Genomic DNA, 25,708 nt, shown 5'->3' with positions numbered 1-25,708 from the left:
GGCGCTTCGGCACGGGGCGCCCGGCCCGTTCACGCAATCACTGCCGAGATGAAGTCGCGCGTGCGCGGATGCGTCGGCGCGGACAGCACCTGGTCCGGCGGTCCGCACTCGACAATCCGGCCGCAGTCCATGAACACGACGCGGTCGGCCACCTCGCGCGCGAAACCGAGCTCGTGCGTGACGACGATCATCGTCATCCCGCTCCTCGCCAGATCGCGCATCACGGCCAGCACCTCGCCGACGAGCTCGGGGTCGAGCGCGGACGTCGGCTCGTCGAACAGGATCAGCTGCGGATGCATCGCGAGCGCCCGCGCGATCGCGACGCGCTGTTGCTGGCCGCCCGACAGCTCGACCGGAAATGCGTCGCACTTGTGCGCGAGCCCGACGCGCGCGAGCAACGCGCGCGCTTCCTCCTGCGCTTGCGCGCGGCGGCGCCTGAGCACCTGCACGGGGCCTTCGATCACGTTCTCGAGCACCGTCTTGTGCGGAAACAGGTTGAAGCGCTGGAACACCATGCTCGTCGACAGCCGCTGCCGCGCGATCTGGCGCTCCGTCAGCTCGTGGAGCCGGTCGCCGACGCGCCGGTAGCCGGCCAGCTCGCCGTTGACCCACAGCGCGCCCGCGCTGATCGTCTCGAGCTGGTTGATGCAGCGCAGGAACGTGCTCTTGCCCGATCCCGACGGACCGATGATGCAGAGCACCTCGCCCTGCGCGACGTCGAGGGTGATGCCGTGCAGCGCCTGGAAGTCGCCGTACGACTTGCGCACGTCGACGGCGCGCACGACCGCGTTCGCGTTCGTCATGGGAACCTCCCGATGGTGGTGGGCCGTGCCGTTCATTTGCGTTCCGCTCCCCGCCCGGCGCCGCGAGCGAAGCGCTTCTCGACGCGTGCCTGCGCGAACGACAGCACGGTGACGACGGCGAGATACCAGACGCCCGCGACGATCAGCAGCTCGATCACGCGCGCATTCGCGTAGTAGATGTTCTGCGCGTTGTGCAGCATCTCCGCGTACTGCACGACGCTCGCGAGCGACGTCAGCTTGACCATGCCGATCAGCTCGTTGCCGATCGGCGGCACGATCACGCGCATCGCCTGCGGCAGGATGATCCGGCGCAGCGCCTGCAGGCGCGCCATGCCGATCGACTTCGCGGCCTCGTACTGGCCCGTGTCGACCGACAGCAGCCCCGCGCGCACGACCTCCGACGTATATGCGCCCTGGTTGATGCCGAGCCCGAGCACGGCCGCGAGGAACGGCGTCATCACGTCGACGGTCCGGTATTCGGCGACGCCCGGAATGCCGAGCGTCGGGAACACCAGCGCGAGGTTGAACCACAGCAGCAGCTGCAGGATCACCGGCGTGCCGCGGAACAGCCAGATGTAGCCCTGCGCGACCGCGCCGAGCACGGGGTTCGACGACAGCCGCATCACCGCGGTGGCCACGCCGAGCACGATGCCGAGCGTCATCGCGAGGACGGTCATCACGATCGTGTTGCCGAGCCCCGTCAGGATCGAGCGCGCGGTCAGGAACTGGCCGACGACGCGCCATTCGATCTGGCCGCGCGCGAACGCGGCGGCGACATACGCGAGCACGGCGACGATCGCGATCGACGCCGCGTAGCGGCCCCAGTAGCGCCGCCGCACGCGTACGAGACCGGCAAGGTCGGCCGGGGCGGCGTCGATCGCCGGTGCGCCGTCGAGACGGCGGGTATCGGACGCGCTCAGCATGACGGCCCCCGGTAGTCGGCCGCCCACGCGGCCTGGCGTTCGATCGCGCGCCGCAGGCGTTCGATCTGCTCGCTCACGCGCGCGGGAGACGTCCCGCCCGCGCCACCGCGTGCGGCGACGGCCGCGTCGAGCGTCAGGCGCTCGCGCATCCCGGGCGCGAGACGCGCATCGACCGCGTGCAGCAATTCGGCGCTTGCGTCGGCCAGCTCGATGCCGTCGCGTTCGCATGCGCGCACCAGTGCGCCGGTGATTTCATGCGCCTCGCTGAACGGCACGCCCGTCAGCGCGAGCCAGTCCGCGACCTCCGTCGCCAGCGTGAAGCCGAGCGGCGCCTGGCGGCGCATCTCGTCGACGTTCACGCGCATCGTGCGGATCATCCCGGCCATCGCCGGCAGCACGAGTTCGAGCGTGTCGATCGAATCGAACGCGGCGATCTTGTCCTCGGCGAGATCGCGGTTATACGCGAGCGGCAGCGACTTCAGCGTCGCGAGCAGGCCGCTCAGGTTGCCGATCAGCCGGCCGGCCTTGCCTCGCGTCAGCTCCGCGATATCCGGATTCTTCTTCTGCGGCATGATCGAGCTGCCCGTCGCGTAGCCGTCGTCGAGTTCCACCCAGCGGAATTGCCGCGACGTCCAGAGGATCACTTCTTCCGACAGTCGGGACAGATTGACCGAAAGCATGCTCGTGACGAACACGAATTCGGCGACGTGATCGCGCGCGGCGACCGCGTCGATCGAGTTCTCGCACGGTGCGTCGTAGCCGAGCTCCCGCGCGGACAGCTCGGGCCGCACGCAAATGGCCGAACCGGCGAGCGCGGCGGCGCCGAGCGGCGAGCGCGCAGTTCGGCGATCCCAGTCGACCAGCCGGTCGACATCGCGATACATCGCCTGCGCATGCGCGAGCAACTGATGCCCGAACACGATCGGCTGCGCCGGCTGCAGATGCGTGAAACCCGCGGTGACGGTCCCGACGTGGCGGCTCGCCTGACCGACGAGCGCATCCTGCAGGTCGAGCACGCCGCGCACGAGCTGGCGCGACTTGTCGCGCAGATACAGGCGCAGGTCGTTCGCGGCCTGGTCGTTCCGCGAACGACCTGCGCGCAGCTTGCCGCCGATCGCGGGCAGGCGCTGCGTGAGCACGCGCTCGAGGAACGTGTGCACGTCCTCATCGGCCAGCGACGGTGCGAGCTCGCCTGTCGCGAAGTCGCGCTCGATGTCGTCCATCGCGGCGAGCAGCTGCGCGAGCTCGTCATCGCTCAGGATTGCTGCGCGCTGCAGTTCGCGCGCATGCGCCCGCGAGCCTGCCAGATCGTACGGGGCCAGGCGGAAGAAGCTCGGATCGGAGCGCGACAGCGCCTGCAGCGCGTCGGACGGCTGCGACTGAAAGCGGCCGCCCCACAGACGTTCGATCGGTTCGGTAAGGCTCATTGCGGTTGACCTCGAGTCGGTTGAATTGCACCCACTGTAGATGTTCAATTTTTTTGGTTGTAGCGAGAAATTGAATCCGCTTAAATGAAATTTCTCTCAGCATGTCACGTACGCCGATGCGCAATCGCCTCCCGCCACTCAATCCCCTTCGCGCATTCGAGGCGGCCGCCCGGCTCGGCAGCGTGTCGTCCGCCGCCGACGAGCTGCACGTGACCGCGAGCGCGGTCAGTCACCAGATCCGCATTCTCGAAAGCACGCTCGGCGTCACGCTATTCATCCGATCAAAGCCGCGCGTGAAGCTCACGCCCGAAGGCGAGGCGCTGCTCGAGCCGGTCGGTCGCGCGTTCGACATGATCGCGAACGCGACCGTGAAGCTCGACTCGCCGGCAGCCGTCGGCGATCTCGTCGTATCGACGCCGCTGTCGCTCACGTCGCGCTGGCTCGCACGGCATATCGGCGATTTTCTCGAGCGGTATCCGGGTATCCACCTGAAGGTGATCCCATCGAACGACGATCGCGAGGTCTATTCGCCGGACGTCGACGTCTGCGTGCGCTACGGCGAAGGCAACTGGCGCAACCGGCGCGTCACGCTGCTCGTGCACCCGACGCTCTTTCCGGTCGTGAGTCCGGCGCTGATGAACGGACCCGACGCGATCCGCAAGGTGCAGGACCTGGCCGGGCGCGCCCTCTTCTGCGAACATTCGGGCTCCTGGATGCGGTGGCTCGCCGAGGCAAAGGCCGACAAGCTGCAGGACATCCGCGTGCTCGAGATCGGCAATGCGCACATCGGCATCGAGGCCGCCGCGCGCGGCCAGGGCGTCGCGCTCGGCGACAGCCTGTCGGTGCGCGACGACCTGCTCGACGGCACGCTCGTGCGGCCTTTCAACACGGCCGTTCCGGCGCGGCATGCGTACTACGTGGTGACGCGTCACGAGCTTGCCGACACGCCGCTCGTGACCGCGTTCATGTCGTGGCTCGACGCGCACCTCGCCTGACGCGCTCCGCCGCGCGCGGCGGCGGGGCCGTCCGGCCCCGCCGGGGTTCAGAAGCGATGCCGGATGCCGACGAGCGCGAGTTCCTGCGTGCGCTTGCCCGAATCGATGTCCGACGGCCCGATGACGGCCTGCGCGTTGCCCGCCCCGTTCGAGCCCGACGCGTGGCCGTAACCGACGGACGCATAGAGATCGGTGCGCTTGCTGAGCGCGTAGTCGACGGCGGCCGTCACCTGGTGATAGGTCGCGGACGAGTGGCCGCTCGACTTCAGGTAGTTGTAGCCGACTTCGGCGACCAGCGGCACCGACACCTGCCACAGCGCATAAACCGACCCGTTGTTGTAGCGTTCGCTGCCTTTGAACGACGAACTGCCGTCGGCGACGTATTCGGAGAAGCTGTAATAGCCGCCGAGCGTGACCGGGCCGAGCGCATACTTCGCGCCGGCACGCAGGATGTTGATCGCGCGTGCGGACGCATAGGCCTTGTTGACCGACGTCGCGAAGATGCTGTCGGCGCTCGACGCGCCGCGCGTCGACAGCGACGCGTTGCCGTTGTCGATGTGCATGTAGCCGGCCGCGGCGCCGAACGGCCCCGCGTTGTATGCGAGCGCGCCGCTGTACGACTGCCCCGAGGCCACCGATCCCGCGACGCCGCCGAACGAATAGGTCGCCACGGCCTGCAGGCCCGACCACACGGGGCTCGCCCACTTCACCGTGTTGTTGAAGCGCAGGCTGTTGTCGGCGTCGTCGACGTCGCCCGGCGACGTGAAGTATTCCAGATAGTTGTCGCCCTGCACGGGCTGCACGAGATCGCGCAGCGCGTCGTACTGGCGGCCGAGCGTGACCGCGCCCCAACGCGACGACGCGACGCCGACGTACGCCTGGCGGCCGAACTCCCGGCCACCCTGGTTGAGCCCGCCGGTATTCACGTTGAAGCCGTTCTCGAGGCGGAACACGGCCTTGAGGCCGCCGCCCAGGTCCTCGGAGCCGAGCAGGCCCCAGCGGCTGCCGGACATGACGCCCGACGAGAGGCCAAGCTTCGTGCTCTTGCCGGAGACGTTGTGCGTGTACTGGATCGCATCGTCGATGACGCCGTAGAGCGTCACCGTGCTTTGCGCACACGCAAGCTTCGCCGTGCCCAGCGCGACGGCGGACAGAATCAGTTTTTTCTTCATGGGGTTCTCGTTGTTGACGGATCAGGATCTCCGCCTGTCCGGACACGTGCCGCATCGACATGCGCTTGCGCGGCCAGCTACCCGGTCAGGCGGTCCAAGGTTAGACGGTGAAATTTCCGCGCATGACGAGAAATAAATTTCGTGATCTTGAAGAAATTCTCAGCATCGCCGGGGGGACGGCGCGGCACCGCGTCGGTATTGGCATGGCGCGCGGCGACATCACGCCGCGCGCATGCGCGCCGATTGCCGTTACCGTTCGACCTGCCGGTTCCACCGCGCGTCCCACTGCGCACGGCGGGCGTTGATCGCGGTCCAGTCGACCACCGTTACCTTGCGCACGAGCTCGTCGATGTTGCCGACGCTCTGCTGCATCGACGCGGGCATCTTCGCGAGGCGGTTGGTCGGAATCTGCTTGCCGGCTTCGGCAGCCTTCGCCTGCGCCGGCGCGGACAACAGGAACTGCGCGAGCTTCTGCGCAAGCTGCGGATCGGGATTGTTGGCCACGACGCACAGGTCGACGAGCAGCAGCACCGGCCCTTCCTTCGGGTTCGCATAGGCGACCGGAATGCCCTTGTCCTGCAAGTCGCCCACCGCGGTCGGCGTCAGCGGGAACAGCCCGGCTTCGCCTGTCTGCACCATCTCGGAAATCTTCGCGGAGTTCGGGATGTATTCGACGACGTTCGGCCCGACCGTGCTCGCCCACTTCCCGAAGGCCGGCTCGACGTTTTGCTCGTTGCCGCCGAGCAGGCGGTTGATCGCGAGGAAGCCGTGCAGTCCGAACGTGCTGCTCGACGCGGACTGGAACACCACCTTGCCCTTGTATTTCGGGTCCGCGAAATCCATCCACGACGTCGGCGGCGCCCAGCCTTTCTCGGCGAACAGCTTCTTGTTGTAGGCGATGCCCGTCATGCCGAGCTGCACGCCCGCGCCGACGTCGCCGTTCATCCGCGCGAACGGGTACAGTTCCTTCAGCACCGGCGCATCGTCGAGTTTCTGGCACACACCGAGACCGACCGCGCGCGCCATTACGCCGTCGTCGAGAAATGCGACGTGGATCTGCGGCTTGCCGCGGTTCGCGAGCAGCTTCGCGAGCACGTCCGACGACGTGCCGGGCACGATCACCACCTTCACGTTGTTCGCCTTCTCGAAATCCGGCAGCACCTGGCTCGCATAGGCCTTTTCCATCGGCCCGCCGTTCATGCCGACGTAGATCGTCTTCGTTTGCGCGAATGCGGGCGCGTGCGCGCCGGCGACGCAGAGCGCGGCAGCCGCCGCGATCGTTCCAAGCAGTTTCATCGGTGGGTCTCCTCATGAGGGGGAAAGTCGGACGGGGCAGCCTGCGGCGCGAAGCGATCGACCGCGAATGCGTCGAGCGGGGTAGCGGTCTCGCCGGCCGTGACGAGATCGGCGAGCACGTCGCCGACGCCCGGCGCGAGCAGGAAGCCGCCGCCGGAGAAGCCGAATGCATGCAGCAGGCGCGGCGTCGTGCGGCTCGCGCCGAGAATCGGATTGTGGTCGGGTGTACAGCCCTCGACGCCGCTCCAGGTGCGGATCACGAGCGCGTTGCGCAGCGCCGGCAGCAGCGCGCACGCGTCGCGCATCACCGCGCGCGTGGTGTCGACCGACGGTTGGCCAAACTCGCCGTCGCCGCGTCCGCGTCCGCCGCCGATCACGCAGTTGCCGCGCGCGACCTGCCGTGCATAGACGCCGCCGCCATAGACGCCGAGGTTGTGCGCGACGAACGGCGGCAGCGGTTCCGTGACCCACATGTTCGGGTAGATCGGCTGCATCGGCACCGTTTCGCCGAAACGCTCCGCGATCGCGTTCGCCCACGCGCCCGCCGAATTGATCAGCCATGTCGCGCTGGCCTCGCGGCCGGCGGCGCGCAGCCGGAAGCGCGCGCCGTCGTGCGCCACGTCGTCGACCGGCGTGTGCTCGAACACGTCCGCGCCCGCCGCGCGGGCCGCGCGCGCAAAGGCCGGCGAGACGAGCCGCGGGTTCGCATGGCCGTCGCTCGCGCACAGCGAACCGCCCAGCGCCGCGCGGCCGAGCCACGGATAGCGGCGGCGGAACGCGTCGCCGGTGATCATCTGCAGCGGCAGGCCGTGTTCGCCCGCGAGCGTCGCGTACGCGTCGAGCGCGTCGAGATCGGCGTCGCTGCGCGCGAGCCGCAGATGGCCCGATACGACGAATTCGCCGTCGATGCCGATCAGCCCGGGCAGGCGGTCCCAGATTTGCCGCGCGCGCAGCGCGAGCGGCAGCTGTTCGGCGGGACGGCCCTGGCAGCGCACGCCGCCGTAGTTCACGCCGCTCGCCTGCGCGCCGCAGTCGCGCCGCTCGAACAGGCCGACCGACAGGCCGCGCTGCGTCAGCGCCAGCGCCGCCGACGCGCCGACGAGGCCGCCGCCGACGATCGCGACGTCGTAATGCCGGTGTTCACTCATCGCGCGCCTCGTCCGGAATCGTCGCGACCTCGTCGCCGCCGAGCGCGGCCGCGATCGGGAACGGCTTGACGGGAGGCTGCGCGCGCAGGCGGCCGACATCGGCGAGCGGCTTGCCGGTTTCGGCGGCGAGCACCAGCGCCGCCGCGTCGCCGCACATGCGGCCCTGGCAGCGGCCCATGCCGACCCGCGTCAACGCCTTCAGCCGGTTGATCTCGCCGGCTTCCCCGCCGCGGATGCAGCGGCGCAAGGCGCCTGCGTCGACCTCCTCGCAGCGGCACACGATCGTGTCGTCCGGACAGTGCGCCACGTATTGCGCGGGCGGCGCGAATGCCGCTTCGAGGCCGGCGCGGAACGCGTCGATGCGCGCGAGCCTGCGTTCGAGCGCGGCGGCGTCCGGTTTGCCGGCTGCGGCGCGCGCGACGACGCCGGCGTCGTCGAGCAATGCGAGGGCCGCGCGCCGCCCCGACGCCTCGGCCGCGTCGGCGCCCGCGATGCCTGCGCCGTCGCCCGCGACATAGACGCCGGGCAGCGACGTGCGGCCGGCCGCGTCGCGCTCGGGCAGCCACGCACGGTTGAGCGGATCGAAGCGAAACCGGCAGCCGGCGAGATCGGCGAGCTGCGTCTCCGCGCGCAGCCCGAAGCCGAGGCCGAGCGCGTCGCAGTCGATGCGGCGCGGCTGCGCGCGGTCGCCCGCGCCGTGCCACGCGAGCCCGGTCACGCAGCGTTCGCCCAGCACGCGCTCGAGCGTGACGCCGGTTTCGACCGCGACGCCGTGCGAACGCAGCCAGCCCAGGTAGTACAGGCCTTTCGCGAAGATCGACGGGATGCGCAGCAGCGACGGCGCGGCGGTCACCTGCCGTTGCCACGGGCTTGTGTCGAGCACCGCGACGACATGCGCGCCGGCTTTCGCGTACTGGTACGCAACGAGATACAGCAGCGGGCCGGTGCCCGCGAATACGACGCGCCGCCCGATCGCGCAGCCCTGCGCCTTCAGCGCGACCTGTGCGCCGCCGAGCGAATAGACGCCCGCGAGCGTCCAGCCCGGCACCGGCAGCAGCCGGTCGGTCGCGCCGCTCGCGACGATCAGGTGCGAGAACGGCACGGTGGCTTCGCGGCCGTCCTGCAGCGTGTCGAGCCGGCCGGCGCCGCACGCCCACGCGAGCGTGTGCGGCCGGTAGTCGAGATGCGGCAGCAGCGCGGCCATCGTCTCGTGCACCGCGTGCGCCTTGCCGGCGTCGAAGCCATAGAGCACCGACTTCGAGCGGACGAATGCGCCTTCGGCGGGCGGCTGCCGGTAGATCTGGCCGCCCCAGCGCGCGTTCTCGTCGATCACGATCGGGCGCAGCCCCGCGTCGACGAGCGCTTCGGCCGCGCGCACGCCGGCCGGGCCCGCGCCGACAATCACCGGTTGCAGGGGGGCGGTCATTGCGCGTCTCCGTCCGACGTCGCCACCGCAACCGCACCGGTGACGATCCGCATGCCGTCCGCAATCGGCGTCGAGCATGCGCGCACCCGCGCGCCGTCCTCGGTGCGCACCCAGCAGTCCTGGCACGCGCCGATCAGGCAGAAGCCCGCGCGCGGCAGGCCGCTGAATTCGCTCGTGCGCACGCGTCGCTGCGAGACGAGGATCGCGGTGAGCACCGTATCGCCGGCGAGCGCCTGCGCGGGCCGGCCGTCGAGCGTGAACGCGACGGCGGCGCGCTTGCGTTCGGCGACGCGCACGAACTGCGCGCCGCCGTCCGCGCCTTCCGCGACGGCTTCGTGATGGGAGGAAACGAAAGTCGGCATCAGTGTTGACCGATCAGGATGCGGTTGAGCCCATACACGCGATCGAGCAGCAGCATCGCGGCGGCGGTGATGAAGATGACGAGCGCGGACACCGACGCCATCATCGGGTCGATCGACTCGGTCGCGTACATGTACATCCGCACCGGCAACGTCACCGTCTGCGGCGACGTGATGAAGACCGACATCGTCAGCTCGTCGAAGCTGTTGATGAACGCGAGCAGCCAGCCGCCCGTGATGCCGGGCAGGATCATCGGCAGCGTGATGCGGCGGAATGTCGTCCACGGGTCCGCGCCGAGCGACGACGCGGCCTGTTCGATGCTGCGGTCGAGCCCGGTGACGGACGCGAGCACGAGCCGCATCACGAACGGCGTGACGACGATCATGTGCGCGAGCACGAGCCACGCGAACGAGCCCGTTGCGCCGATCAGCGCGAAGAAGCGCAGCAGCGCGATGCCGAGCACGAGCCCGGGGATCATCAGCGGCGACATCAGCAGGCCGTTCACGAACGCGCGTCCGGGAAACGTCGAGCGGCCGATCGCGAGGCCGGCGGGCAGCGCGATCGCGAGCGACAGCGTCGCCGATGCGAACCCGAGCTTCACGCTGTTGAAGAACGCGGTGACGAAGTCCGGATAGTCGAGGATCGCGCGAAACCAGCGCAGCGACAGGCCGTGCGTGGGCAGCGTCAGCGTTTCGTCGGGCGTGAACGCGACGAGCACGACGATCGCGAGCGGCGCGAGCACGAACGCGATCACGAGCGCGTGGAATGCAAGGGCGAAGGGGCCGTTCCGTCTCATCGGGATGCGCCTCCGAGGCTGCGCGCGTAGCGGCGTTCGAGCACGCGGTAGTAGGTAAGCATGACGACGAGGTTCGCGACCAGCAGCAGCACCGCGATCGTCGCGCCGAGCGGCCAGTTCAGCGAACCGAGGAATTCGTCGTAGACGGCGGTCGCGGCGACCTTCAGCCGGCGTCCGCCGAGCAGGCCCGGAATCGCGAACGCGCTCGCGGAGAGCCCGAACACCATCAGGCTGCCCGACAGGATGCCGGGCGCGAGCTGCGGCAGCACGATGCGGCGCAGCGTCGTCGCGGGCGATGCGCCGAGCGACAGCGCCGCGTGTTCGGTCTGCGGATCGAGGCGCTGCAGTGCGGTCCAGACCGGAATCACCATGAACGGCAGCATCACGTGCACGAGCGCGATCACGATCGCGAACGTCGTGTATTCGAGCCTGTAGGGCCCGAGTCCGACGAGACCGAGCGTCTGGTTGACGAGGCCGTTGGTGTTCAGCAGCATGCTCCAGCCGAACGCGCGAACCACGATCGACACGAGCAGCGGCGCGAGGATCGCGAGCAGGAACAGCGAGCGCCACGGATCGCGCATCCGCGCGAGCACGTACGCTTCCGGCGTGCCGATCGCGACGCAGATCGCGGTCGTCAGCGCGGCAATGCCGAACGTGCGCGCGAATATCGCATGGAAGTACGACGAGCCGAGCACGTCCGCGTAGTTGCCGAACTCGAATGCGGCGAGCGGGCCGCTCGCGGGATCGAAGCGATAGAACGTGAGGACCAGCGTCATCGCGAGCGGCACGAGCACGAGCGCGGCGAACAGCGCGAACGCGGGCGCGCACATCAGCCACATCGGCGCATGCGCGTGCCAAGCCGCGCGAGGCGACGGGCGCGATGCGGCGCGCGGCACGGCGAGCGCGCCGGCCTGCGCCGGGTCTGCCGTGATCCCGTCAGGGGGCAACGAGCGGGGTGATTGCGTCATTCAAGCCTCCACGCGCATCACGCGCACCGCGTCGCTGTGCCAGTCGACGCCGACCGGCGCGCCTTCCGCGAGCGGCTCCGCGCCTTCGTTCTGGCAGCACACCAGCACTTCGCCGAGCACGCTGTCGACGCGGTACAGCCACTGGCTGCCGAGAAAGAAGCGGCTCGTGACGATCGCGCCGAGTCGGCCCGCGCCGGGCGCGCACAGGCGCAGCTTCTCCGGGCGGATGCACAGCGACACGCGCTCGCCGATCCGCACGTCGCGCTCGCGCGGCGGCAGGTGCGCGGTGCGGCCGGTTTCGGCGAGATCATGGCCGAGGTCGATGCGGATCGCGTCGCCGTCATGCGCGACGACCGTGCCGGGCAGCAGGTTCGCCTTGCCGATGAACTGCGACACGAAGCGGTTCTCCGGGCGCTCGTATGCGTGATACGGCGTATCGGTCTGCGTGATGCGGCCCGCCTCCATCACGACGACGCGGTCGCTGATCGACAGCGCTTCCGACTGGTCGTGCGTGACCATGATCGTCGTCGTGCCGATCTTGCGCTGGATCGCGCGCAGCTCGAACTGCATGTCTTCGCGCAGCTTCGCGTCGAGGTTCGACATCGGCTCGTCGAGCAGCAGCACCGGCGGCTCGATCACGACCGCGCGCGCGATCGCGACGCGCTGCCGCTGCCCGCCGGACAGCTCGCGCGGAAAGCGGTGCGCGAGCGCGTCGAGGCGCACGAGCGACAGCGCGGCGCGAATGCGCTCCGCGCGCTCGGCCTTGTCGACGCCGCGCATGTCGAGGCCGAAGCCGACGTTCTCCGCAACGCTCATGTGCGGGAACAGCGCATAGCTCTGGAACACGATGCCGAGCCCGCGGCGGTTCGGCTTCATCCGCGTGATGTCCTGCGCATCGAGCATGATGCGGCCGCGCGTGACGTCGACGAAGCCGGCGATCATCTGCAGCGTCGTGGTCTTGCCGCAGCCCGACGGCCCGAGCAGCGACACGAACTCGCCCTTTTCGACCGACAAATTGACGTCCGCGACGGCAATCAGGTCGCCGAACGATTTCGTCAGATCAGTAATTGTGAGAAACGACATGGCTGGCCTTCCGGTGGCGCGCACCACCGGGCGGGTGCGTCGTTGATGCCGGACTCTAGCCAGCCATATTTCGGAGCGTCAATTTCAAGTTCTATTGACCGGGATGAATTTCATAAAAATTCCGTTCAACGGAACATATCGCGGCAACAGCGCGAATTCGTTCCGATCGATGAGGGGCGACAAAGCCCAAGAACGCGCGCGTCAATCCCGTGGATGCCCGGATGCATGCGGATTTTCGGCGACGCACAATCCGGATTCACATATTCCGCTCATTGAAATCGCCGAGGAGATCCCGCATGCACGACGCCCCGTTGCCTGGAATGACTGCGGCCGACGAACCGCCATGCCCGCCCGGCGCCGGGATGCTGCAGCGCGCGTTCGCCATCCTGCGCGCGCTGGCCGGCATGCAGCAGGACGGCGTGCGCGTCACGCATCTCGCGAAGGCGGTCGGCCTCACGCAGGGCACCGCGCACCGCATCCTGCAGTCGCTGATCGCGGAAGGGATGGTCGAGCAGGACGAGCAGTCGAAGCTGTACCGGCTGAGCGTCGATTTCTTCGCGCTCGCCGCGCAGGCCGGCAACCCGAGCAGCATGCGCACGCTGTGCCGCCCCGCGCTGCTGCGGCTGTGCGCGAGCCTTGGCGAGACGATCTTCCTCCTGGTGAAGAGCGGCTTCGACGCGGTGTGTCTCGATCTGTGCGAAGGGCCGTTTCCGATCCGCTCGTTTACCGGCGACATCGGCGGGCGGATCGCGCTCGGCGTCGGCCAGGGCAGCCTCGCGATCCTCGCGTTTCTGCCCGAAGCGGAGCGCGAGGAGGTGATCCGCTTCAACGTGCCGCGCATCCGCAGCTACGGGGTGCTCGACGAGGTGTACCTGCGCACCGAGATCGAGCGCGTGCGGCAGCTCGGTTATGCGGGCCGCAACAGCGGCGTACTCGACGGGATGGCGGGCGCCGCGGTGCCGATCCTCGACCGCACCGGGTATCCGGTCGGCGCGCTGAGCGTCGGCACGCTCGCGTCGCGGCTCGGCGACGACCGGCTGCCGATGGTCGTCGAATTGCTCAGGCGGCAGGCCGACGCGATCGGGCCGCGGACCAATCCGTTCGACGCCGCGTTGCGGCGGCCGATACATGGATTGACGGAGAACCGGGAGAAGCCGGTCGTGTGACGGCAAGCGCCCGATCCGGCGATTCGTCGATCATCCGGCTACGCGCAGGTATGAACGGCTGCCGCCCCCGTTGCCATCTCCCCCGCTCCGAGCGGGTTCAGCGACGTGTCGCCGAGCGCGACCGGGCGCAGGTTCTGCGTCGCGCCCGCATAGTTGAACGACAGCCGCTTCATGCTCGTTTCACGCACCTCGCCGAGCAGCCGGTTCCAGTCGTCGATCGACACCAGCAGCGCGATCGGCCGGTTGTATTTCGTGACCATCACGAGCGCTTCGCTCGCATGCCGGAGCGCCTTCGACGGATTGCTGCTGAAATCGCGCGTCGCCATCGCGATCGTGCGCAGGCTGAACACGTTCGTCGCGGCATCGTCGCCGTCGTCGTGCAGCAGGCGCTCCAGCGTCGCCGCGCGCAGCAGCGCCTGCGATTTCGCGGACAACCGGTTGTCGCGGCGCTTCCTGCGCTCGCTGCGCGGATCGACGTGCGCGGCGAGCAGCCGCACGATCTGGCCGAGCGTCGTCGCCGGAAGCTGGTCGTAGCGCCGCCACCAGTCGGGCGGCAGCGCGATCATCATCCCCGCGTAGGTCGCCGCGACGCCGTCGGCGATGTGCGACGGCAGGCGTTCGACATCGCGCGCGTCGAGATCGAGCGCGGCGCCGACGACGCTCGTCATCGCGCCGAACGCGTTGTACGCCATCGCGACGATGCCGTGCGCGAGCAGCGACGCGCGCGCCGGCACGTCGCCGAACCGCGCGCCGTCGAACACAGGCCCGAGCGGCAGCGCGTCGCGCCACGGCCGGCACGCGAGCGCCACGATCTGCCGCGCATCGAACTGCGCCGCCGGCAAGTCCGTCAGCAGCGTCACCACGGCGTCCGGCGCGCGGCGCCATTCGATGCGCCGCAGCGCGCCCGACGCGTCGCGCTCGCCCGCCAGGCCGACCGCCTGCTCGCGAACCGCGCCGCCGTCGTGCGGCCCGGCGTCACGCCAGTCGCCGAGCGCGCGGCACGCGGCCGCGCGGCCATGCTCGCGCACGATGAACGCGCCGCCGCGACGTGGCCATCCGGACAGGATCGCATCCGTCTCGAAGCGGCCATCGATGATCCACAGCTCGCCCGGCTGCACCGCTTCCAGCAGCGCGCCGGCGAATGCGCGCTCGTGCATCCGGCCGCGCTCGTGCGGCAGCAGGTCGACGATCATGCCGAGATCCGGATCGTAGACCGGCAGCACCCCCGCATGCGCGGCGGCCTCGCGGCCGGTGTCGCCGCACCCGCACCCGCAGCCGGCGGCGGCGTGCCCGCATCCCGCGCCCGCGAACGGCATGCCGCCGTCCAGCACGCGCAGCCGCATGCCGCCGGCGGAGCGCGTCCATTCGCGCGGGCGCGGCGCCGTCGCGGGCAGCAGCAGCTCGACGCTGTCCTTCACGAGCGCGCGACCCCAGCCGGCGCGCAGCCGGCTCATGCCGTCGTGCAGCGCCGCGACGGCCGGACCGGACCCGCCTGCCGCGCCGCCGTCGAACGCGTGCGGCGGACGGACCAAACCCGGCTGGCGCGCCGCGATCGCCACGATCGCGTCGACCGCCAGCGCGAACAGCGCTTCGCGGATCGCCTCGCCGTTCGGCTCATCGCCCGTGCCGGCCGCGCCGTCGATCCAGTCGTCATGCAGCGCGCATTGCAGGACGAGTCGCGTCATGATCGTCATCGGACTCTGTTCGACAAAGCGTTCCACGACCGTGCGCATCACCTGATCACCTCGTCTGGGTTGGATTGGACACGTGCGCGACGCGCTCGGGCCAGCCGCACTTGACGCGCCGCTTGCGACGCAGCAGCATCGTGACCGACCGGATGCGCGCGACGACGTCGCGTCGCGGCGCTCCGCCCGCAATCGCTGCACGAGACCCCGGCATGTACGTAGACCCCCGCGTGGCGCACGGCCGCGCCCGGTTCGACCTGAGCCGCTCGCCCCGCCTCTTCGCCGAAGAACGCCGCTGGGAAATCAGCGACGTCGTCACGCGCGGCATCGACGGCTTCACGGGCGCGCGCACCCGCCGCAACCTGATGCGGCTCCTCGAACGGCAGATCGCGCCGAAGCTCGCGCGGCTCGGGCTCGAGCCCTACGTGGGCGCGCTCGGCCAGCTCGAAGGGCTGTTCGTCAATTTCTCGACGATGAGCGCCGAGCACGGCCTGCGCGAATTCCAGCTGCAGCTCACGGTGCCCGATCTCGTGCTGCGCAGCTTCGCGTCGAACGCGATCCGGCCGCACGCGGTGGCCCGCTGCATGCAGCGCAACGGCGTGATGTCGCTGGCCGAGATCGAACCCGAAACGCGCATCGCGTTCGTGTGCGCGCGCGTGATCCGCTCGCTCGCGCTCGCGGAAGGCTGGCGGCAGGTCGGCGTGCCGACCTCGCTCGGGCTGTTCGTCGGCGTGCTGACCGACACGCGCGACGTGTCGATGAACACTTACCTGCGGCCCGGCGACAACGACCGGCCGTCCCGCTGGAGCGGATTCGCCGGGCTGTTCTCCGCGATGCCGCACTGGCGGCCGGACCAGGTCCGGCACGGCGGCGAGCTGCTGCAATGGATGGTCAACCATATCGTGGCCCTGCAAGAATCCGCACCGCTCGTCGAACGCTTTCCGTTTCTGCGCGAGCCCCTGCGCGACGCCGACGACCCGCTCGATGCCGCCTGGACAGGCGCACGCGCCAGCGCGCAGGACGATCCGGCTGCGCGCTGATGCCGCCGGCGCGCGGCCCCCGGTCCCGCTTCACGGCCCCTCGCTCTCGTTTACTAGGTCGTAGCGGCTTCGCGTAACCCGCAGACTTTCTTGCGACGCGTGTGGCGACGCATTCGCATCGCCCGCTGCAACGAATGCAGGCGTCATGCACGCGGGCGCACCCATGCCGGCATCGTCGCGCATCAAATCCATCGCCAAACCGGCAACGGTGCGGTAGTGTTGTCGCGCCACGCCGCCGTCACAATGGCAACACTTCAACGGACCTGCGACATGCCCTTGCCCAGCATTTACCTCACCGCACCGATGGCGTCGACTGATTCGGAAATCTGGTTTTCGGCGTACGGATTCGGTTGGGGTTATGCCGCCTACGCGCTGACGCCCGACACGCTGCGCCAGCACCTCGGCGCGGCGGACGCAAGCCATCGGCAGTTGCTGCTCGCATTCGAGCTGAACCGGCAGCGGATCCTGCGCGCGGTCGCGCTGTGTCCGATGCCGCTCGACGGCGGGCGCGTCACGCTGTTGCCGTCGGATCTCTAGTCAGTGCATCTGCGTCGAACCGTCCGGCTCCGCTTGGCCGAGCATGCCGAGCACCGCCCATAGCCAGATCAGCTCGTGGGCGGTGCGCGCATGCTCGGCGCTGCGCATTCGCCAGCGCCGGAAAGCGTCGAGCTCGCGCGCGCTCGCATCGCCGGCGCGCAGCCACAGCAGCCAGCGAATGGCGTCCTCGCGAATCTCGTCGGCGAGCGCCTGCGCGTCGCCGGAATGTTCATCCCGTTGCGATATGGTCATGATCACGCCACCGCCCGAAGCCAAATGAACGCGTTCTTCCCGTGCAGCGCAGCGATGCGCTGCACGGGGCGCTTTGCCACACACGCCTCGGGTCCGACGACGCTCCACCGGGCAGCCGCGAACGGCCGCCCGGCGTTTGCCGGCCCTCATTGATGAGGTCGTATCGAAGACGCGTAACCCGCAGGACACGGGACGCAATGATGGAAATGCCGAGCGTCGGTAATCAGCTCAGCAGCACGATGTTGCCGGGCAGCCGGGTGATGTGCGCGCCGTACAGGCGGCCGACCATGTCGATCACGTCGTCGAGCCGCGTGATCGGGAATTGCGCCTGCATGCGATTCGCGGCGAGCGCGGCGCTGCGCAGGATGACCTTGCCGGGCCGATACCGGTTGATCTCGTCGACGACCTCCGCGAGCGGCACGCCATTGAACACGAGCATCCCGCGCCGCCATGCGCTGACGGCGCCCGGATCGATGCGCGACACCGGCTGCACGCCGCGGTCGTCGTAGGTCACCTGGTCGTCGGCGCGGAGCGTGCGCGCGCCGCGCGGATGCTGGAGCGCGACCGTGCCCGACAGGCAGGTCACGCACACCTGCGCGCCGGTGCGGCGCACGTTGAACTTCGCGACCGTCGCCTGCATGCGGCCGTCGCCCGCGACCACGACGACCGGCTGCATCGCCGCCGCACGGCCGGGCAGCGGCATCGCGTCGATCTCCGCTTCGCCCGCGACCACCTCGACGCCGCGCGCAGCGACGCTCGCGGGCAGCACGTCGACCCGCGTCCGGGTATTCAGCTCGACCGTCACGTCCGCCGCCAGCGCGACCTGGCGCTGCTCGCCGGTGCCCGTACGGTAGTCGGCCGCGAGATCGGCCAGCGACGGCCACAGCGCCATCGGCGGCCGCAGCGCGAGCCACGACGCGCCCGCCGTGACCGCGAAGCCGATGAACGCGCGCCGGCCCGTGCGCATCGTGCGTTCACGCTTTGCAACGTTTGCCCACGCGGCGGCCGTGCGTTCCTCCTGCGCGAGTTCCGTCGTGGCGGTGCGCAGCGTGCCCCACGTGTCGCGCAGCAGTTGCGCGGCCTGCGGACGATCGGCGCACCAGCGTTCGAACGCGTCGACGTCGTCCCGGGTCGCGCCGCCGGAGCGCAGACGCAGCAGCCACGCGCTCGCTTCGTCGAGCGCGTCGTGTGCGGAATCGGCCTGGGCTTTCGTCATCGTCCGGATGCTCAAAATTTACGTGGCCCGCCGCGCGAACCCGTGTACGACTCACCCTCTTCCTGCATGCGCTGCAGGCAGTACTTCATCGCCGCGCTCAGCTCGCTTTCGACGAGCCGCAGCGAAATGCCGAAGCGCTCGGCGATCTCGCGGTTCAGCAGCCCGTCGACGCGCGCGGCCAGCAGGATCGCCCGGCGGCGCGGCGGCAGCCCGCGCAGCACGTCCTTCAATGCGTCGACCTTGCGCCGCGCGGCGACGATGCGCTCGGGATCGGCCACCTCGTCGGGCAGCTCCAGCAGCGTCTCGACGTCGTCGTCGTGCAGGTGCCGCCGCTCGCGGCGATGCTGGTCGATCGCGACGTTGTTCGCCATCCCGAGAATATAGGCGTCGGCGTTGGTCACCTGCGTGGACACGTTCGCGTTCTCGAGGCGCAGCCAGGTCTCGTGCAGCGCGTCGGCGGCGCCGTCCTTCGATCCCGTCACGCGCTCGAGCCGCCTGACCAGGTACGCGTAGCGCGACGCCAGCAGCTTCCTGAGCCCGGCGCGGGTGGTGTCGGACATGACCGCCTAGTTCCGTTCGGCAGTCTGCGGACAGCGGAAATGCACGCCGTTGCCGACCGGCCGCAGCAGGATCGTGACCGGCTGCGGCAGCGCCGCCGGCGGCGCCGCGTCGAGCTTCAGCGTGCGCAGCGCGCGCAGGACCGCCGCATCACGCGACGCAAGACCACTCGATGCCACCATGTTGACCGCCACCACCGCCCCCTTGTTATTGATGCGCACTTGCGCGACGAGTCGATAGCTTCCCGGAACCGCCGCCGGCTGCGCGCACAGCGCATCGATCAGATGCGTCTGCAACAGGCCCGCGAACGTGCGCAGCTCGTCCGATGCGCCGACGCCGTCGATCGGCGGCACGAAATCCGCCGGCGGCTCGACCGTGGCCGGCACCGCGCCGGCGGCCGGCCGCGCGACGATGATCGCCTCGTCCGGCCGCGCGAATTCCGCGCGCAACCCCGTTCCCGCCAGCACCCTCTCCAGTGCGTCACGCGGCAGGAATTCGCCCCGGACCGGCGCGCTCGTGCGCCCGTCGAGCAGCGGCGCGGGCGCCAGCACGATCAGCTCGGTGATCCGCGCGAAATCCTGCAAGGCTTTCGCGAGCGGCTGCGCGGGCAGATCGAAGTACGCCGTGGTACCCGGCTGACGTCCGGCGGTTCCGGTCTCCTGCGCCTGCACGACACGCATGAACAACGCGGCAAGGGTGAACCACGCGACGATCGCCAGGACGCCGGCCGGCGCCCGTGAACGAATCATGAATTCCTGGACGGAAGTGGAATTGCACGCTGCCGTCGAATCCCCCGCACCCCCGTGAGCGGCTCCGCGGCAAGCGAATGACAGATTGTGAGCGGAGCATGTGACAGTCAGGTGAATTGTGACGGCAAGCGCTCAAACCGCAAGCCGTTCGTATGCCGGTCGCGCGTGTCCGGCGCTGCAACGGATCGCAACCCATCGCATGCGCGCCGACTCGGCGGCGACCGGAGCGTCGCAGAGACGCTCGTCACGCCCGGCTTGCCGTCGGCGCTCGCGCGGGTCGCACGCGCGTCGTCGTGCGGCCGCTCATGGCTGTTGCACGACGAAGTTGCCGATCCCCGTGCCGACGACGAGGACCCGCGTCGAACCGGACGACAGCGTGATCGTCACCGGCACGTCGATGCTTTCGTCGCCGAGCACGACGCGCTGGATCGCTTCGCCGCCGCCCGTATGGCGGACCGACACGCCGGTCACTTCGGCGCCCCAGCGGCGCGCGCGGAACAGGTCGTCAGTCATCGGCGACCATGCGCCGCTTTCGGTGCGCTGCACGAACCGGTAACCGCCGCCGACCGGCTGCCACGCGATCGCCATCGAGCGCACCTGCGCCTCGTCGCCGGCCGATTCGAGCAGGCTCGCGAGCCGCTGCGCGTCCTCGGCCAGATCCGTGCGCCGGTTGCGCGACGGCGCGAGCGTCACGACCGCGACCAGCAGCCCGACGATCACGAGCACGACGAGCATCTCGAGCAGCGTGAAGCCCGCCGCGCGCCGCGCGGCCTGCGACCGGTGGGCCGCTGCGCGCACGGCGCGCCTATTGCCACGAGCCGATGTCCGCATCGTTTCCGTCTCCGCCCGCCTTGCCGTCCGCGCCGTAGCTGAACACGTCGATCGCGCCGTGCGTGCCGGGACTCAGGTATTGGTACGCATTGCCCCACGGGTCGCTCGGCAGCCGCTCGAGATAGCCGCCGTCCTTCCAGTTGTTCGGGATCGGATCGGCGCTCGGCTTCTGGATCAGCGCGTGCAGGCCCTGCTCCTGCGACGGGTAGCGGCCGTTGTCAAGGCGGTACAGGTTCAGCGACTGCATGATCGTGCCGATGTCCTGCTTCGCGGCGATGCGGCGCGCCTCGTCCGGGCGGCTCATGATCTTCGGCACGACGAGGGCGGCGAGGATGCCGAGGATCGCGACCACCACCATGATCTCGATCAGCGTGAAGCCGCGCTGCGCACGGCGTTCGTCGCGGGTTCGGCGCATCGCGTCGTGCACGGGTTCGGTCTCGTTGTCTCGCATCATCATGTCTTTACTCTCGCGTCAAGGAACGGGGTTGCTTCATTCGTGCGCCGACCGGTTCATCACTGCACCATGTTGTTCAGCTCGATGATCGGCATCATCACCGCCAGCACGATCACGAGCACCACGCCGCCCATCGCGAGAATCAGCAACGGCTCGAGCAGGCTCGTCAGGAACATCGTGCGGCGTTCGAGCTCGCGTGCCTCGCCTTCCGCCGCGCGGTCGAGCATCGTCGTCACGTCGCCCGTCGCCTCGCCCGAACGAATCAGGTGCACCAGCACCGGCGGAAACGTCTTCACGTTGTTCAGCGCGCGCGACAGCGCCGAGCCTTCGCGCACGCGCACGATCGCGTCGTCGATGTTCGCGCGCATCGCGCGGTTCGACAGCGTTTCGCCCGCCGCCTGCAGCGCGCGCAGGATCGGCACGCCGGCCGCGGTCAGGATGCCGAGCGTGCTCGCGAAGCGCACCGTGTTGTAGCCGCGCACCAGCTTGCCGGCGAGCGGCGCGGTCAGCAGCCAGCGGTCGAACGCAAGCCGCGGGCCCGTCTGCGACAGCACCTTGCGGATCGCGAGGACCACCGCCGCGAATGCGGCGAGCGACGCCCACCACCAGTGCCGCACGAAATCCGACAGCGCCATCATCACGACCGTCAGCATCGGCAGTTGCTGCTTGGTGCTCGTGAACACGTTCGCGACCTGCGGCACGACATAGCTCAGCAGGAACGTGACGATGCCGAACGCGATCAGCGTGACGATCCCCGGATACGTGAACGCGAGCAGGATCTTCTGCTTCAGCGCATTGCTCTGCTCGATGTAGTCGGCGAGACGCGACAGCACGATGCCGAGCTTGCCCGTGTGCTCGCCCGCCGCGACGAGCGCGCGGTAGATTTCCGGGAAATCGCGCGGATGCTGCGTGAGTGCATTCGCGAACGAATGGCCGCCGACGACCTCGGCGCGGATCGACGCCATCAGCTCGCGCACGTATTCGCGCTCGGCCTGCTCGCTCAGCACCGACAGCGATTCGTCGAGCGGCAGCCCGGCGATCAGGAGGCTCGCGAGCTGGCGCGTGATGATCGCCTGCTCGCGCTGCGACAGCTTGCGGCCGAGCGCGAGGCGCTGGTTGCGCTCGCCGTGCAGCCGCGACGCGGCCGGCTCGACGACGAGCGGCGTGAGCCCCTGCGTGCGCAGCTGGCTGCGCCCCGCGCGCGCGCTGTCGGCTTCCAGCACGCCCCTCAGCGTCTTGCCGGCGCGATCGATCGCTTCATAGCGGAATGCGGACATGTCAGTGGCCTCCCGTCACGCGCAACACTGCGTCGGGCGACGTCGCGCCCGGTGGATTCGCGGGCAAAGACTAAAGAGTGAATCGGCGCAAATTTGTGACGGATGTTGGGCCACCTTTTTGGGCGGCGGGGATTATGCGGTTTGATTATTTTCTTATCGATATTGGCGATTTGCGTTGCCCAGTAAATTAATTAATGAAATTCCATTTTCAACCCGCGCCGATCGACAGAAAGGTCCGTAACATCTGCCACGAAAATGACTCAGGGCTGCGCTAGCGCGATTCAGGGCGACGCTCCGCCGTGCTCCAGCAACATTCCGGCCTGAATTCTCGTTGATTCGATGATTTACTAGGCGGAGCAAGGCAATCGGCCTTTCATCAAAAATGTTACGGACCATTCTTTATGAAAAATTCACACGCGCATTGCGAATTCCCTCCTACAGTTACTCCGCGGCCGACATCGCATTCTGGCCGCGGCAGCAGGCTCCGTCGTTTATCTTCGTTCAAGGGAATTTTCATGAAATCCAGCAAGCGCAAGATCTGTCAGGTCCTGGCTCTTCTCGTTTCGAGCATGGGCGCAACGGCCGCGATGGCCGCTCCGAACGTGCAAGGCGGCGGCTCGTCGCTCGTCGCGCCGACCATCGGCGCGATCGGCAACAGCGCAACCGAAATCGGCCTGTTCGGCACGTCCCAAGGCTCGTTCACGTACTACTCGGTCGGCTCGGGCGCCGGCATGAATGCATTCCTGAACAACCAGCCGACGTACTTCGGCGCGAGCGTCACGGGCACGGTCCACTTCGCGAACAGCGATGCGGCGCTGTCGGCCACGCAGCTCGCGTCGTACAAGTCGGGCCTTGGCGCGACCAACGGTCCGCTGATCCAGATTCCGTACATCGTCACGCCGATCGCCGTGCCCGTCGTCAATGGCCCGGCCGTGACGAGCACGACGACGCCGCAAACGACGCCGGGTCAGGCGCACAGCATCGCGCTGAACGACGACGACCTGTGCGGCGTCTTCTCGGGCAAGCTGACGAACTGGAACCAGGTCGTCAACCCGGAAACCGGTTCGGCCTACGCGCTGAACGCGCCGATCAAGGTGATCTACCGTGCGGACGGCAGCGGCACGACCGAACTGTTGACCCGTCATCTCGCCGCGGTCTGCACGACCGGCAACACGGCCGCCGGCGTGACGTTCATCGACTCGCTGACGTTCGCGAACACGACGGCGTTCCCGGGCGGCGTCCCGTCGAACTTCGTCCCCGTGTCGGGTAGCGGCGGCGTGCGCGGCCAGCTGGCGAGCCTCTCGTCGGCCGGCACGGCCGCCGTGGCTTACCTGAGCCCGGACTACACGAACACGTTCCTCGCCCCGTCGAGCACGGTCGTGACGGCGGCCGGCGCGCTGCAACTGCCGGTGGCGAGCCTCGTGAACGGCACCCAGTACTACGCGCCGACGTATGCGAACGCTTCGGCCGCGATCGCGAGCACGGCGTCGGCTCAAGCGCCGGGCAACAAGACCGCCGCTTCCAACCCGGCGAACTGGGTGCCGAACGTCGGCAAGCCCACGTCCGGCTATCCGGTCTCGGGCACGAGCCAGATCATCCTGAGCCAGTGCTACGCGGATGCGTCGGTCAAGACGGCCGTGCATGACTTCCTGAACGCGCACTTCACGAACGCGAGCTTCGCGTCGATCGTTCATGGCAACGGCTTCGACACGGTGCCGTCGGGCTACCGGACGGCCATCTCGAACGACTTTCTGAGCAACGCGAACGGCTTCAACCTCGACATCGGCAACGCGAGCGTCTGCGCGGGCACGGTCACGGGTCGTTAAGCGTTCGGCGGATCGACTGACCGCCATTGACACGACTGCGCCCCTGGGCAACCAAGGGCGCAGTTTTTGTTTGCATGTTCAATCCGCGCGCCCGGTCGTCGGCCGAGTCGGGTACGACCCGCCAGGACACCGAACGGTCGCGCAACGAAAGCCATCCACAGACGGACCTGGATCGGACTTCGCATCCATGCTCCCGTACAGGCTGCCCATCGAGGGCACGCGACAGCTTCCGGACGTTCAGTCGGCGCCCCGTCTCACTTCAATGGGAACATTCGCATGAGACTCCATCAGCGCAAGCTCTGTCAGATCATCGCCCTGCTCGTCTCCGGCGCGGGCGCGTCGGCCGCGACGGCCGCGGGCCCCGTCGTTCAAGGCGGCGGTTCGTCGCTCGTCGCACCGATTATCGGCTCCATCTACAACCCGGCGACCGAAATCGGTCTCTTTGGCACCACCAAAGGCACGTTCGCTTATTTCCCGGTCGGCCCGGGATATGGCCAGGGCGCCTTCCTGTGGAACAAGTCATCGTTCTTCGGCGCAGGCGTCACGGGCGCGGTCCATTTCGCGAACAGCGAGGCGCCGCTGTCGACCTTCCAGATCACGCGGTACGCAGCCGATCTCGGCGCGACCAGCGGCCCGCTGATCCAGATTCCGTACATCGTCACGCCGATCACCGTTCCGGTCGTCAACGGCCCGGCCGTGACGAGCACGACGACACCGCAAACGACGCCGAATCAGGCGCACAGTATCGCGCTGAACGACGACGATCTGTGCGGCGTCTTCTCGGGCAAGCTGACGAACTGGGACCAGGTCGTCAACCCGGAAACCGGTTCGGCCTACGCGCTGTACGCGCCGATCAAGGTGATCTACCGTGCGGATGGCAGCGGCACGACCGAACTGCTGACCCGTCATCTCGCCGCGGTCTGCACGACCGGCAACACGGCGGCCGGCGTATTCTTCGTCGACTCGCTGACCTTCGCGAACACGACTGCGTTCCCGGGCGGCGTCCCGTTGAACTTTGTCGCGGCCGATTCAGACGGGGGTGTACGAAATGCGCTGGCTTCATTTTCTAATGCTGGCGCCGCAGCGGTCGCGTACCTGAGTCCGAGCTATACCAACAGCTATCTCGCTCCGTCGAGCACGGTCGTGACGGCGGCCGGCGCGCTGCAACTGCCGGTGGCGAGCCTCGTGAACGGCACCCGGTACTATGCGCCGACGTATGCGAACGCTTCGGCCGCGATCGCTAGCGTGGCGTCGGCTCGAGCGCCGGGCACCAAGAGAGCCGCTTCCAACCCGGCGAACTGGGTGCCGAACGTTGGCAAGCCCACGTCGGGCTATCCGATTTCGGGCACGAGCCAGATCATCCTGAGCCAGTGCTATCAGGACCCCGCCGTCAAGATCGCTATTCACGACTTCCTGAACACCCACTACACGAACGCCAGCTTCGCGTCGATCGTTCACGGCAACGGTTTTGACACGGTTCCGCCGAACTACCAGAGTGCCATCGCGAGTAACTTCCTGAGCAACGCGAGCGGCTTCAACCTCGACATCGGCAACACAAGCGTCTGCACGGGCACAGTCACCGGTCGTTAAGCAACCGACCGACAGCGATTTCCGAAGCTGATAACACTGCGTCCTTGGCTCGCCAGGGACGCAGTTTCTTCACGCCGTTCATCCCGCGCATCCCTCACGCAGTTTCCGTGACGCTTCCTCGCATTCCCCC

At 68.7% G+C, this 25,708-nt stretch carries 25 protein-coding genes; 6 read left to right on the top strand and 19 right to left on the bottom strand.

What is annotated here, in order from left to right; all coding sequences use genetic code 11:
- Window positions 1-29: 29 nt before the first annotated feature.
- Genes ACFIMZ_RS24505 through argH form a run of 3 tightly spaced genes read right to left on the bottom strand, consistent with a single transcriptional unit; the run spans window position 30 to window position 3,153 of the window.
- Complete coding sequence (locus ACFIMZ_RS24505) at window positions 30-839, bottom strand: amino acid ABC transporter ATP-binding protein (protein WP_431824877.1); 810 nt, start codon at window positions 837-839, stop codon at window positions 30-32.
- Window positions 836-1,726, bottom strand: coding sequence for an amino acid ABC transporter permease (locus ACFIMZ_RS24500; protein ID WP_431824876.1), 891 nt, complete (start codon window positions 1,724-1,726; stop codon window positions 836-838). The genes ACFIMZ_RS24505 and ACFIMZ_RS24500 overlap by 4 nt, the downstream gene beginning before the upstream one ends.
- On the bottom strand, window positions 1,720-3,153 hold the full coding sequence (gene argH / locus ACFIMZ_RS24495; RefSeq protein WP_431824875.1) for an argininosuccinate lyase: 1,434 nt from the start codon (window positions 3,151-3,153) through the stop codon (window positions 1,720-1,722). The genes ACFIMZ_RS24500 and argH overlap by 7 nt, the downstream gene beginning before the upstream one ends.
- A gap of 116 nt (window positions 3,154-3,269) precedes the next feature.
- On the opposite strand from argH, the gene ACFIMZ_RS24490 reads away from it, so the two are divergent.
- Entirely contained in the window at window positions 3,270-4,148 is an 879-nt protein-coding gene (locus tag ACFIMZ_RS24490; protein ID WP_431824874.1) for a LysR substrate-binding domain-containing protein, read from the top strand.
- A gap of 47 nt (window positions 4,149-4,195) precedes the next feature.
- Here ACFIMZ_RS24490 and ACFIMZ_RS24485 read toward each other — a convergent pair whose 3' ends face one another.
- The 8 genes from ACFIMZ_RS24485 to ACFIMZ_RS24450 form a co-directional block, all read right to left on the bottom strand.
- Entirely contained in the window at window positions 4,196-5,320 is a 1,125-nt protein-coding gene (locus ACFIMZ_RS24485) for a porin (protein ID WP_431824873.1), read from the bottom strand.
- Window positions 5,321-5,569: 249 nt separating this feature from the next.
- The gene (locus ACFIMZ_RS24480) at window positions 5,570-6,616 is read right to left on the bottom strand and encodes an ABC transporter substrate-binding protein (protein WP_431824872.1); all 1,047 of its coding nucleotides are present in this window, start codon (window positions 6,614-6,616) and stop codon (window positions 5,570-5,572) included.
- Window positions 6,613-7,764: an NAD(P)/FAD-dependent oxidoreductase gene (locus tag ACFIMZ_RS24475; protein WP_431824871.1), complete on the bottom strand. Its 1,152-nt coding sequence runs from the start codon at window positions 7,762-7,764 to the stop codon at window positions 6,613-6,615. The genes ACFIMZ_RS24480 and ACFIMZ_RS24475 overlap by 4 nt, the downstream gene beginning before the upstream one ends.
- Entirely contained in the window at window positions 7,757-9,190 is a 1,434-nt protein-coding gene (locus ACFIMZ_RS24470) for an FAD-dependent oxidoreductase (protein WP_431824870.1), read from the bottom strand. The genes ACFIMZ_RS24475 and ACFIMZ_RS24470 overlap by 8 nt, the downstream gene beginning before the upstream one ends.
- Window positions 9,187-9,552: a (2Fe-2S)-binding protein gene (locus ACFIMZ_RS24465; protein ID WP_431824869.1), complete on the bottom strand. Its 366-nt coding sequence runs from the start codon at window positions 9,550-9,552 to the stop codon at window positions 9,187-9,189. Before ACFIMZ_RS24465 ends, ACFIMZ_RS24470 begins: the two co-directional genes overlap by 4 nt.
- On the bottom strand, window positions 9,552-10,346 hold the full coding sequence (locus tag ACFIMZ_RS24460; protein WP_431824868.1) for an ABC transporter permease: 795 nt from the start codon (window positions 10,344-10,346) through the stop codon (window positions 9,552-9,554). Before ACFIMZ_RS24460 ends, ACFIMZ_RS24465 begins: the two co-directional genes overlap by 1 nt.
- Window positions 10,343-11,314, bottom strand: a complete 972-nt coding sequence (locus ACFIMZ_RS24455) for an ABC transporter permease (protein WP_431824867.1) — start codon at window positions 11,312-11,314, stop codon at window positions 10,343-10,345. Before ACFIMZ_RS24455 ends, ACFIMZ_RS24460 begins: the two co-directional genes overlap by 4 nt.
- Complete coding sequence (locus ACFIMZ_RS24450; protein ID WP_431824866.1) at window positions 11,315-12,397, bottom strand: ABC transporter ATP-binding protein; 1,083 nt, start codon at window positions 12,395-12,397, stop codon at window positions 11,315-11,317.
- A 296-nt stretch (window positions 12,398-12,693) separates the two neighbouring features.
- Between ACFIMZ_RS24450 and ACFIMZ_RS24445 the strand changes: the two genes are divergently transcribed.
- A complete protein-coding gene (locus tag ACFIMZ_RS24445) occupies window positions 12,694-13,563 on the top strand; it encodes an IclR family transcriptional regulator (protein WP_431824865.1) in 870 nt (289 codons plus the stop codon).
- Window positions 13,564-13,601: 38 nt separating this feature from the next.
- Here the strand turns inward: ACFIMZ_RS24445 and ACFIMZ_RS24440 are convergent, their stop codons facing one another.
- Window positions 13,602-15,257: a type II toxin-antitoxin system Phd/YefM family antitoxin gene (locus ACFIMZ_RS24440; protein WP_431825355.1), complete on the bottom strand. Its 1,656-nt coding sequence runs from the start codon at window positions 15,255-15,257 to the stop codon at window positions 13,602-13,604.
- 203 nt (window positions 15,258-15,460) lie between these two features.
- Between ACFIMZ_RS24440 and ACFIMZ_RS24435 the strand changes: the two genes are divergently transcribed.
- Window positions 15,461-16,288 (top strand): hypothetical protein, encoded by an 828-nt coding sequence (locus ACFIMZ_RS24435; RefSeq protein ID WP_431824864.1) that lies wholly within the window; start codon window positions 15,461-15,463, stop codon window positions 16,286-16,288.
- A 90-nt stretch (window positions 16,289-16,378) separates the two neighbouring features.
- A complete protein-coding gene (locus tag ACFIMZ_RS24430; RefSeq protein WP_431824863.1) occupies window positions 16,379-16,825 on the top strand; it encodes a hypothetical protein in 447 nt (148 codons plus the stop codon).
- Here ACFIMZ_RS24430 and ACFIMZ_RS24425 read toward each other — a convergent pair whose 3' ends face one another.
- From ACFIMZ_RS24425 to gspF, 7 genes are all read right to left on the bottom strand, one after another.
- Window positions 16,826-17,077 (bottom strand): FecR/PupR family sigma factor regulator, encoded by a 252-nt coding sequence (locus ACFIMZ_RS24425; protein ID WP_431824862.1) that lies wholly within the window; start codon window positions 17,075-17,077, stop codon window positions 16,826-16,828.
- Window positions 17,078-17,300: 223 nt separating this feature from the next.
- Window positions 17,301-18,293: a FecR family protein gene (locus ACFIMZ_RS24420; RefSeq protein ID WP_431824861.1), complete on the bottom strand. Its 993-nt coding sequence runs from the start codon at window positions 18,291-18,293 to the stop codon at window positions 17,301-17,303.
- Between the two features lie 11 nt (window positions 18,294-18,304).
- Window positions 18,305-18,853, bottom strand: a complete 549-nt coding sequence (locus tag ACFIMZ_RS24415) for an RNA polymerase sigma factor (RefSeq protein WP_042588213.1) — start codon at window positions 18,851-18,853, stop codon at window positions 18,305-18,307.
- A 6-nt stretch (window positions 18,854-18,859) separates the two neighbouring features.
- Window positions 18,860-19,600: a secretin and TonB N-terminal domain-containing protein gene (locus ACFIMZ_RS24410; RefSeq protein WP_431824860.1), complete on the bottom strand. Its 741-nt coding sequence runs from the start codon at window positions 19,598-19,600 to the stop codon at window positions 18,860-18,862.
- Between the two features lie 303 nt (window positions 19,601-19,903).
- Window positions 19,904-20,335, bottom strand: coding sequence for a GspH/FimT family pseudopilin (locus tag ACFIMZ_RS24405; protein ID WP_431825354.1), 432 nt, complete (start codon window positions 20,333-20,335; stop codon window positions 19,904-19,906).
- A 70-nt stretch (window positions 20,336-20,405) separates the two neighbouring features.
- Entirely contained in the window at window positions 20,406-20,846 is a 441-nt protein-coding gene (gspG, locus tag ACFIMZ_RS24400; protein WP_431825353.1) for a type II secretion system major pseudopilin GspG, read from the bottom strand.
- Between the two features lie 98 nt (window positions 20,847-20,944).
- Window positions 20,945-22,162, bottom strand: a complete 1,218-nt coding sequence (gspF, locus tag ACFIMZ_RS24395; protein ID WP_431824859.1) for a type II secretion system inner membrane protein GspF — start codon at window positions 22,160-22,162, stop codon at window positions 20,945-20,947.
- 515 nt (window positions 22,163-22,677) lie between these two features.
- Between gspF and ACFIMZ_RS24390 the strand changes: the two genes are divergently transcribed.
- Together ACFIMZ_RS24390 and ACFIMZ_RS24385 are read left to right on the top strand one after the other, a co-directional pair.
- Window positions 22,678-23,988, top strand: a complete 1,311-nt coding sequence (locus ACFIMZ_RS24390) for a substrate-binding domain-containing protein (RefSeq protein WP_431824858.1) — start codon at window positions 22,678-22,680, stop codon at window positions 23,986-23,988.
- A 276-nt stretch (window positions 23,989-24,264) separates the two neighbouring features.
- Window positions 24,265-25,578: a substrate-binding domain-containing protein gene (locus ACFIMZ_RS24385; protein WP_431824857.1), complete on the top strand. Its 1,314-nt coding sequence runs from the start codon at window positions 24,265-24,267 to the stop codon at window positions 25,576-25,578.
- Window positions 25,579-25,708: the final 130 nt, after the last annotated feature.

The organism is Burkholderia sp. F1 (genome assembly GCF_050813845.1).
GTDB classification, from domain to species: Bacteria; Pseudomonadota; Gammaproteobacteria; order Burkholderiales; family Burkholderiaceae; genus Burkholderia; species Burkholderia ubonensis.
The sequence above is the reverse complement of the archived record's forward strand: the minus strand, read 5'-3'. Positions and strand labels throughout refer to the sequence as shown.

Coding starts and splice junctions, on each gene's coding strand:
- ACFIMZ_RS24490 (WP_431824874.1), top strand. CDS start 3,270: ATGCGCAATCGCCTCCCGCCACTCAATCCCCTTCGCGCATTCGAGGCG.
- ACFIMZ_RS24420 (WP_431824861.1), bottom strand. CDS start 18,293: ATGACGAAAGCCCAGGCCGATTCCGCACACGACGCGCTCGACGAAGCG.
- ACFIMZ_RS24460 (WP_431824868.1), bottom strand. CDS start 10,346: ATGAGACGGAACGGCCCCTTCGCCCTTGCATTCCACGCGCTCGTGATC.
- ACFIMZ_RS24470 (WP_431824870.1), bottom strand. CDS start 9,190: ATGACCGCCCCCCTGCAACCGGTGATTGTCGGCGCGGGCCCGGCCGGC.
- ACFIMZ_RS24465 (WP_431824869.1), bottom strand. CDS start 9,552: ATGCCGACTTTCGTTTCCTCCCATCACGAAGCCGTCGCGGAAGGCGCG.
- ACFIMZ_RS24475 (WP_431824871.1), bottom strand. CDS start 7,764: ATGAGTGAACACCGGCATTACGACGTCGCGATCGTCGGCGGCGGCCTC.
- ACFIMZ_RS24435 (WP_431824864.1), top strand. CDS start 15,461: ATGTACGTAGACCCCCGCGTGGCGCACGGCCGCGCCCGGTTCGACCTG.
- ACFIMZ_RS24415 (WP_042588213.1), bottom strand. CDS start 18,853: ATGTCCGACACCACCCGCGCCGGGCTCAGGAAGCTGCTGGCGTCGCGC.
- ACFIMZ_RS24385 (WP_431824857.1), top strand. CDS start 24,265: ATGAGACTCCATCAGCGCAAGCTCTGTCAGATCATCGCCCTGCTCGTC.
- ACFIMZ_RS24390 (WP_431824858.1), top strand. CDS start 22,678: ATGAAATCCAGCAAGCGCAAGATCTGTCAGGTCCTGGCTCTTCTCGTT.
- ACFIMZ_RS24455 (WP_431824867.1), bottom strand. CDS start 11,314: ATGACGCAATCACCCCGCTCGTTGCCCCCTGACGGGATCACGGCAGAC.
- ACFIMZ_RS24440 (WP_431825355.1), bottom strand. CDS start 15,257: ATGACGATCATGACGCGACTCGTCCTGCAATGCGCGCTGCATGACGAC.
- ACFIMZ_RS24505 (WP_431824877.1), bottom strand. CDS start 839: ATGAACGGCACGGCCCACCACCATCGGGAGGTTCCCATGACGAACGCG.
- gspG (WP_431825353.1), bottom strand. CDS start 20,846: ATGCGCCGAACCCGCGACGAACGCCGTGCGCAGCGCGGCTTCACGCTG.
- ACFIMZ_RS24425 (WP_431824862.1), bottom strand. CDS start 17,077: ATGACCATATCGCAACGGGATGAACATTCCGGCGACGCGCAGGCGCTC.
- argH (WP_431824875.1), bottom strand. CDS start 3,153: ATGAGCCTTACCGAACCGATCGAACGTCTGTGGGGCGGCCGCTTTCAG.
- ACFIMZ_RS24445 (WP_431824865.1), top strand. CDS start 12,694: ATGCACGACGCCCCGTTGCCTGGAATGACTGCGGCCGACGAACCGCCA.
- ACFIMZ_RS24485 (WP_431824873.1), bottom strand. CDS start 5,320: ATGAAGAAAAAACTGATTCTGTCCGCCGTCGCGCTGGGCACGGCGAAG.
- ACFIMZ_RS24480 (WP_431824872.1), bottom strand. CDS start 6,616: ATGAAACTGCTTGGAACGATCGCGGCGGCTGCCGCGCTCTGCGTCGCC.
- ACFIMZ_RS24500 (WP_431824876.1), bottom strand. CDS start 1,726: ATGCTGAGCGCGTCCGATACCCGCCGTCTCGACGGCGCACCGGCGATC.
- gspF (WP_431824859.1), bottom strand. CDS start 22,162: ATGTCCGCATTCCGCTATGAAGCGATCGATCGCGCCGGCAAGACGCTG.
- ACFIMZ_RS24405 (WP_431825354.1), bottom strand. CDS start 20,335: ATGCTCGTCGTGCTCGTGATCGTCGGGCTGCTGGTCGCGGTCGTGACG.
- ACFIMZ_RS24410 (WP_431824860.1), bottom strand. CDS start 19,600: ATGATTCGTTCACGGGCGCCGGCCGGCGTCCTGGCGATCGTCGCGTGG.
- ACFIMZ_RS24450 (WP_431824866.1), bottom strand. CDS start 12,397: ATGTCGTTTCTCACAATTACTGATCTGACGAAATCGTTCGGCGACCTG.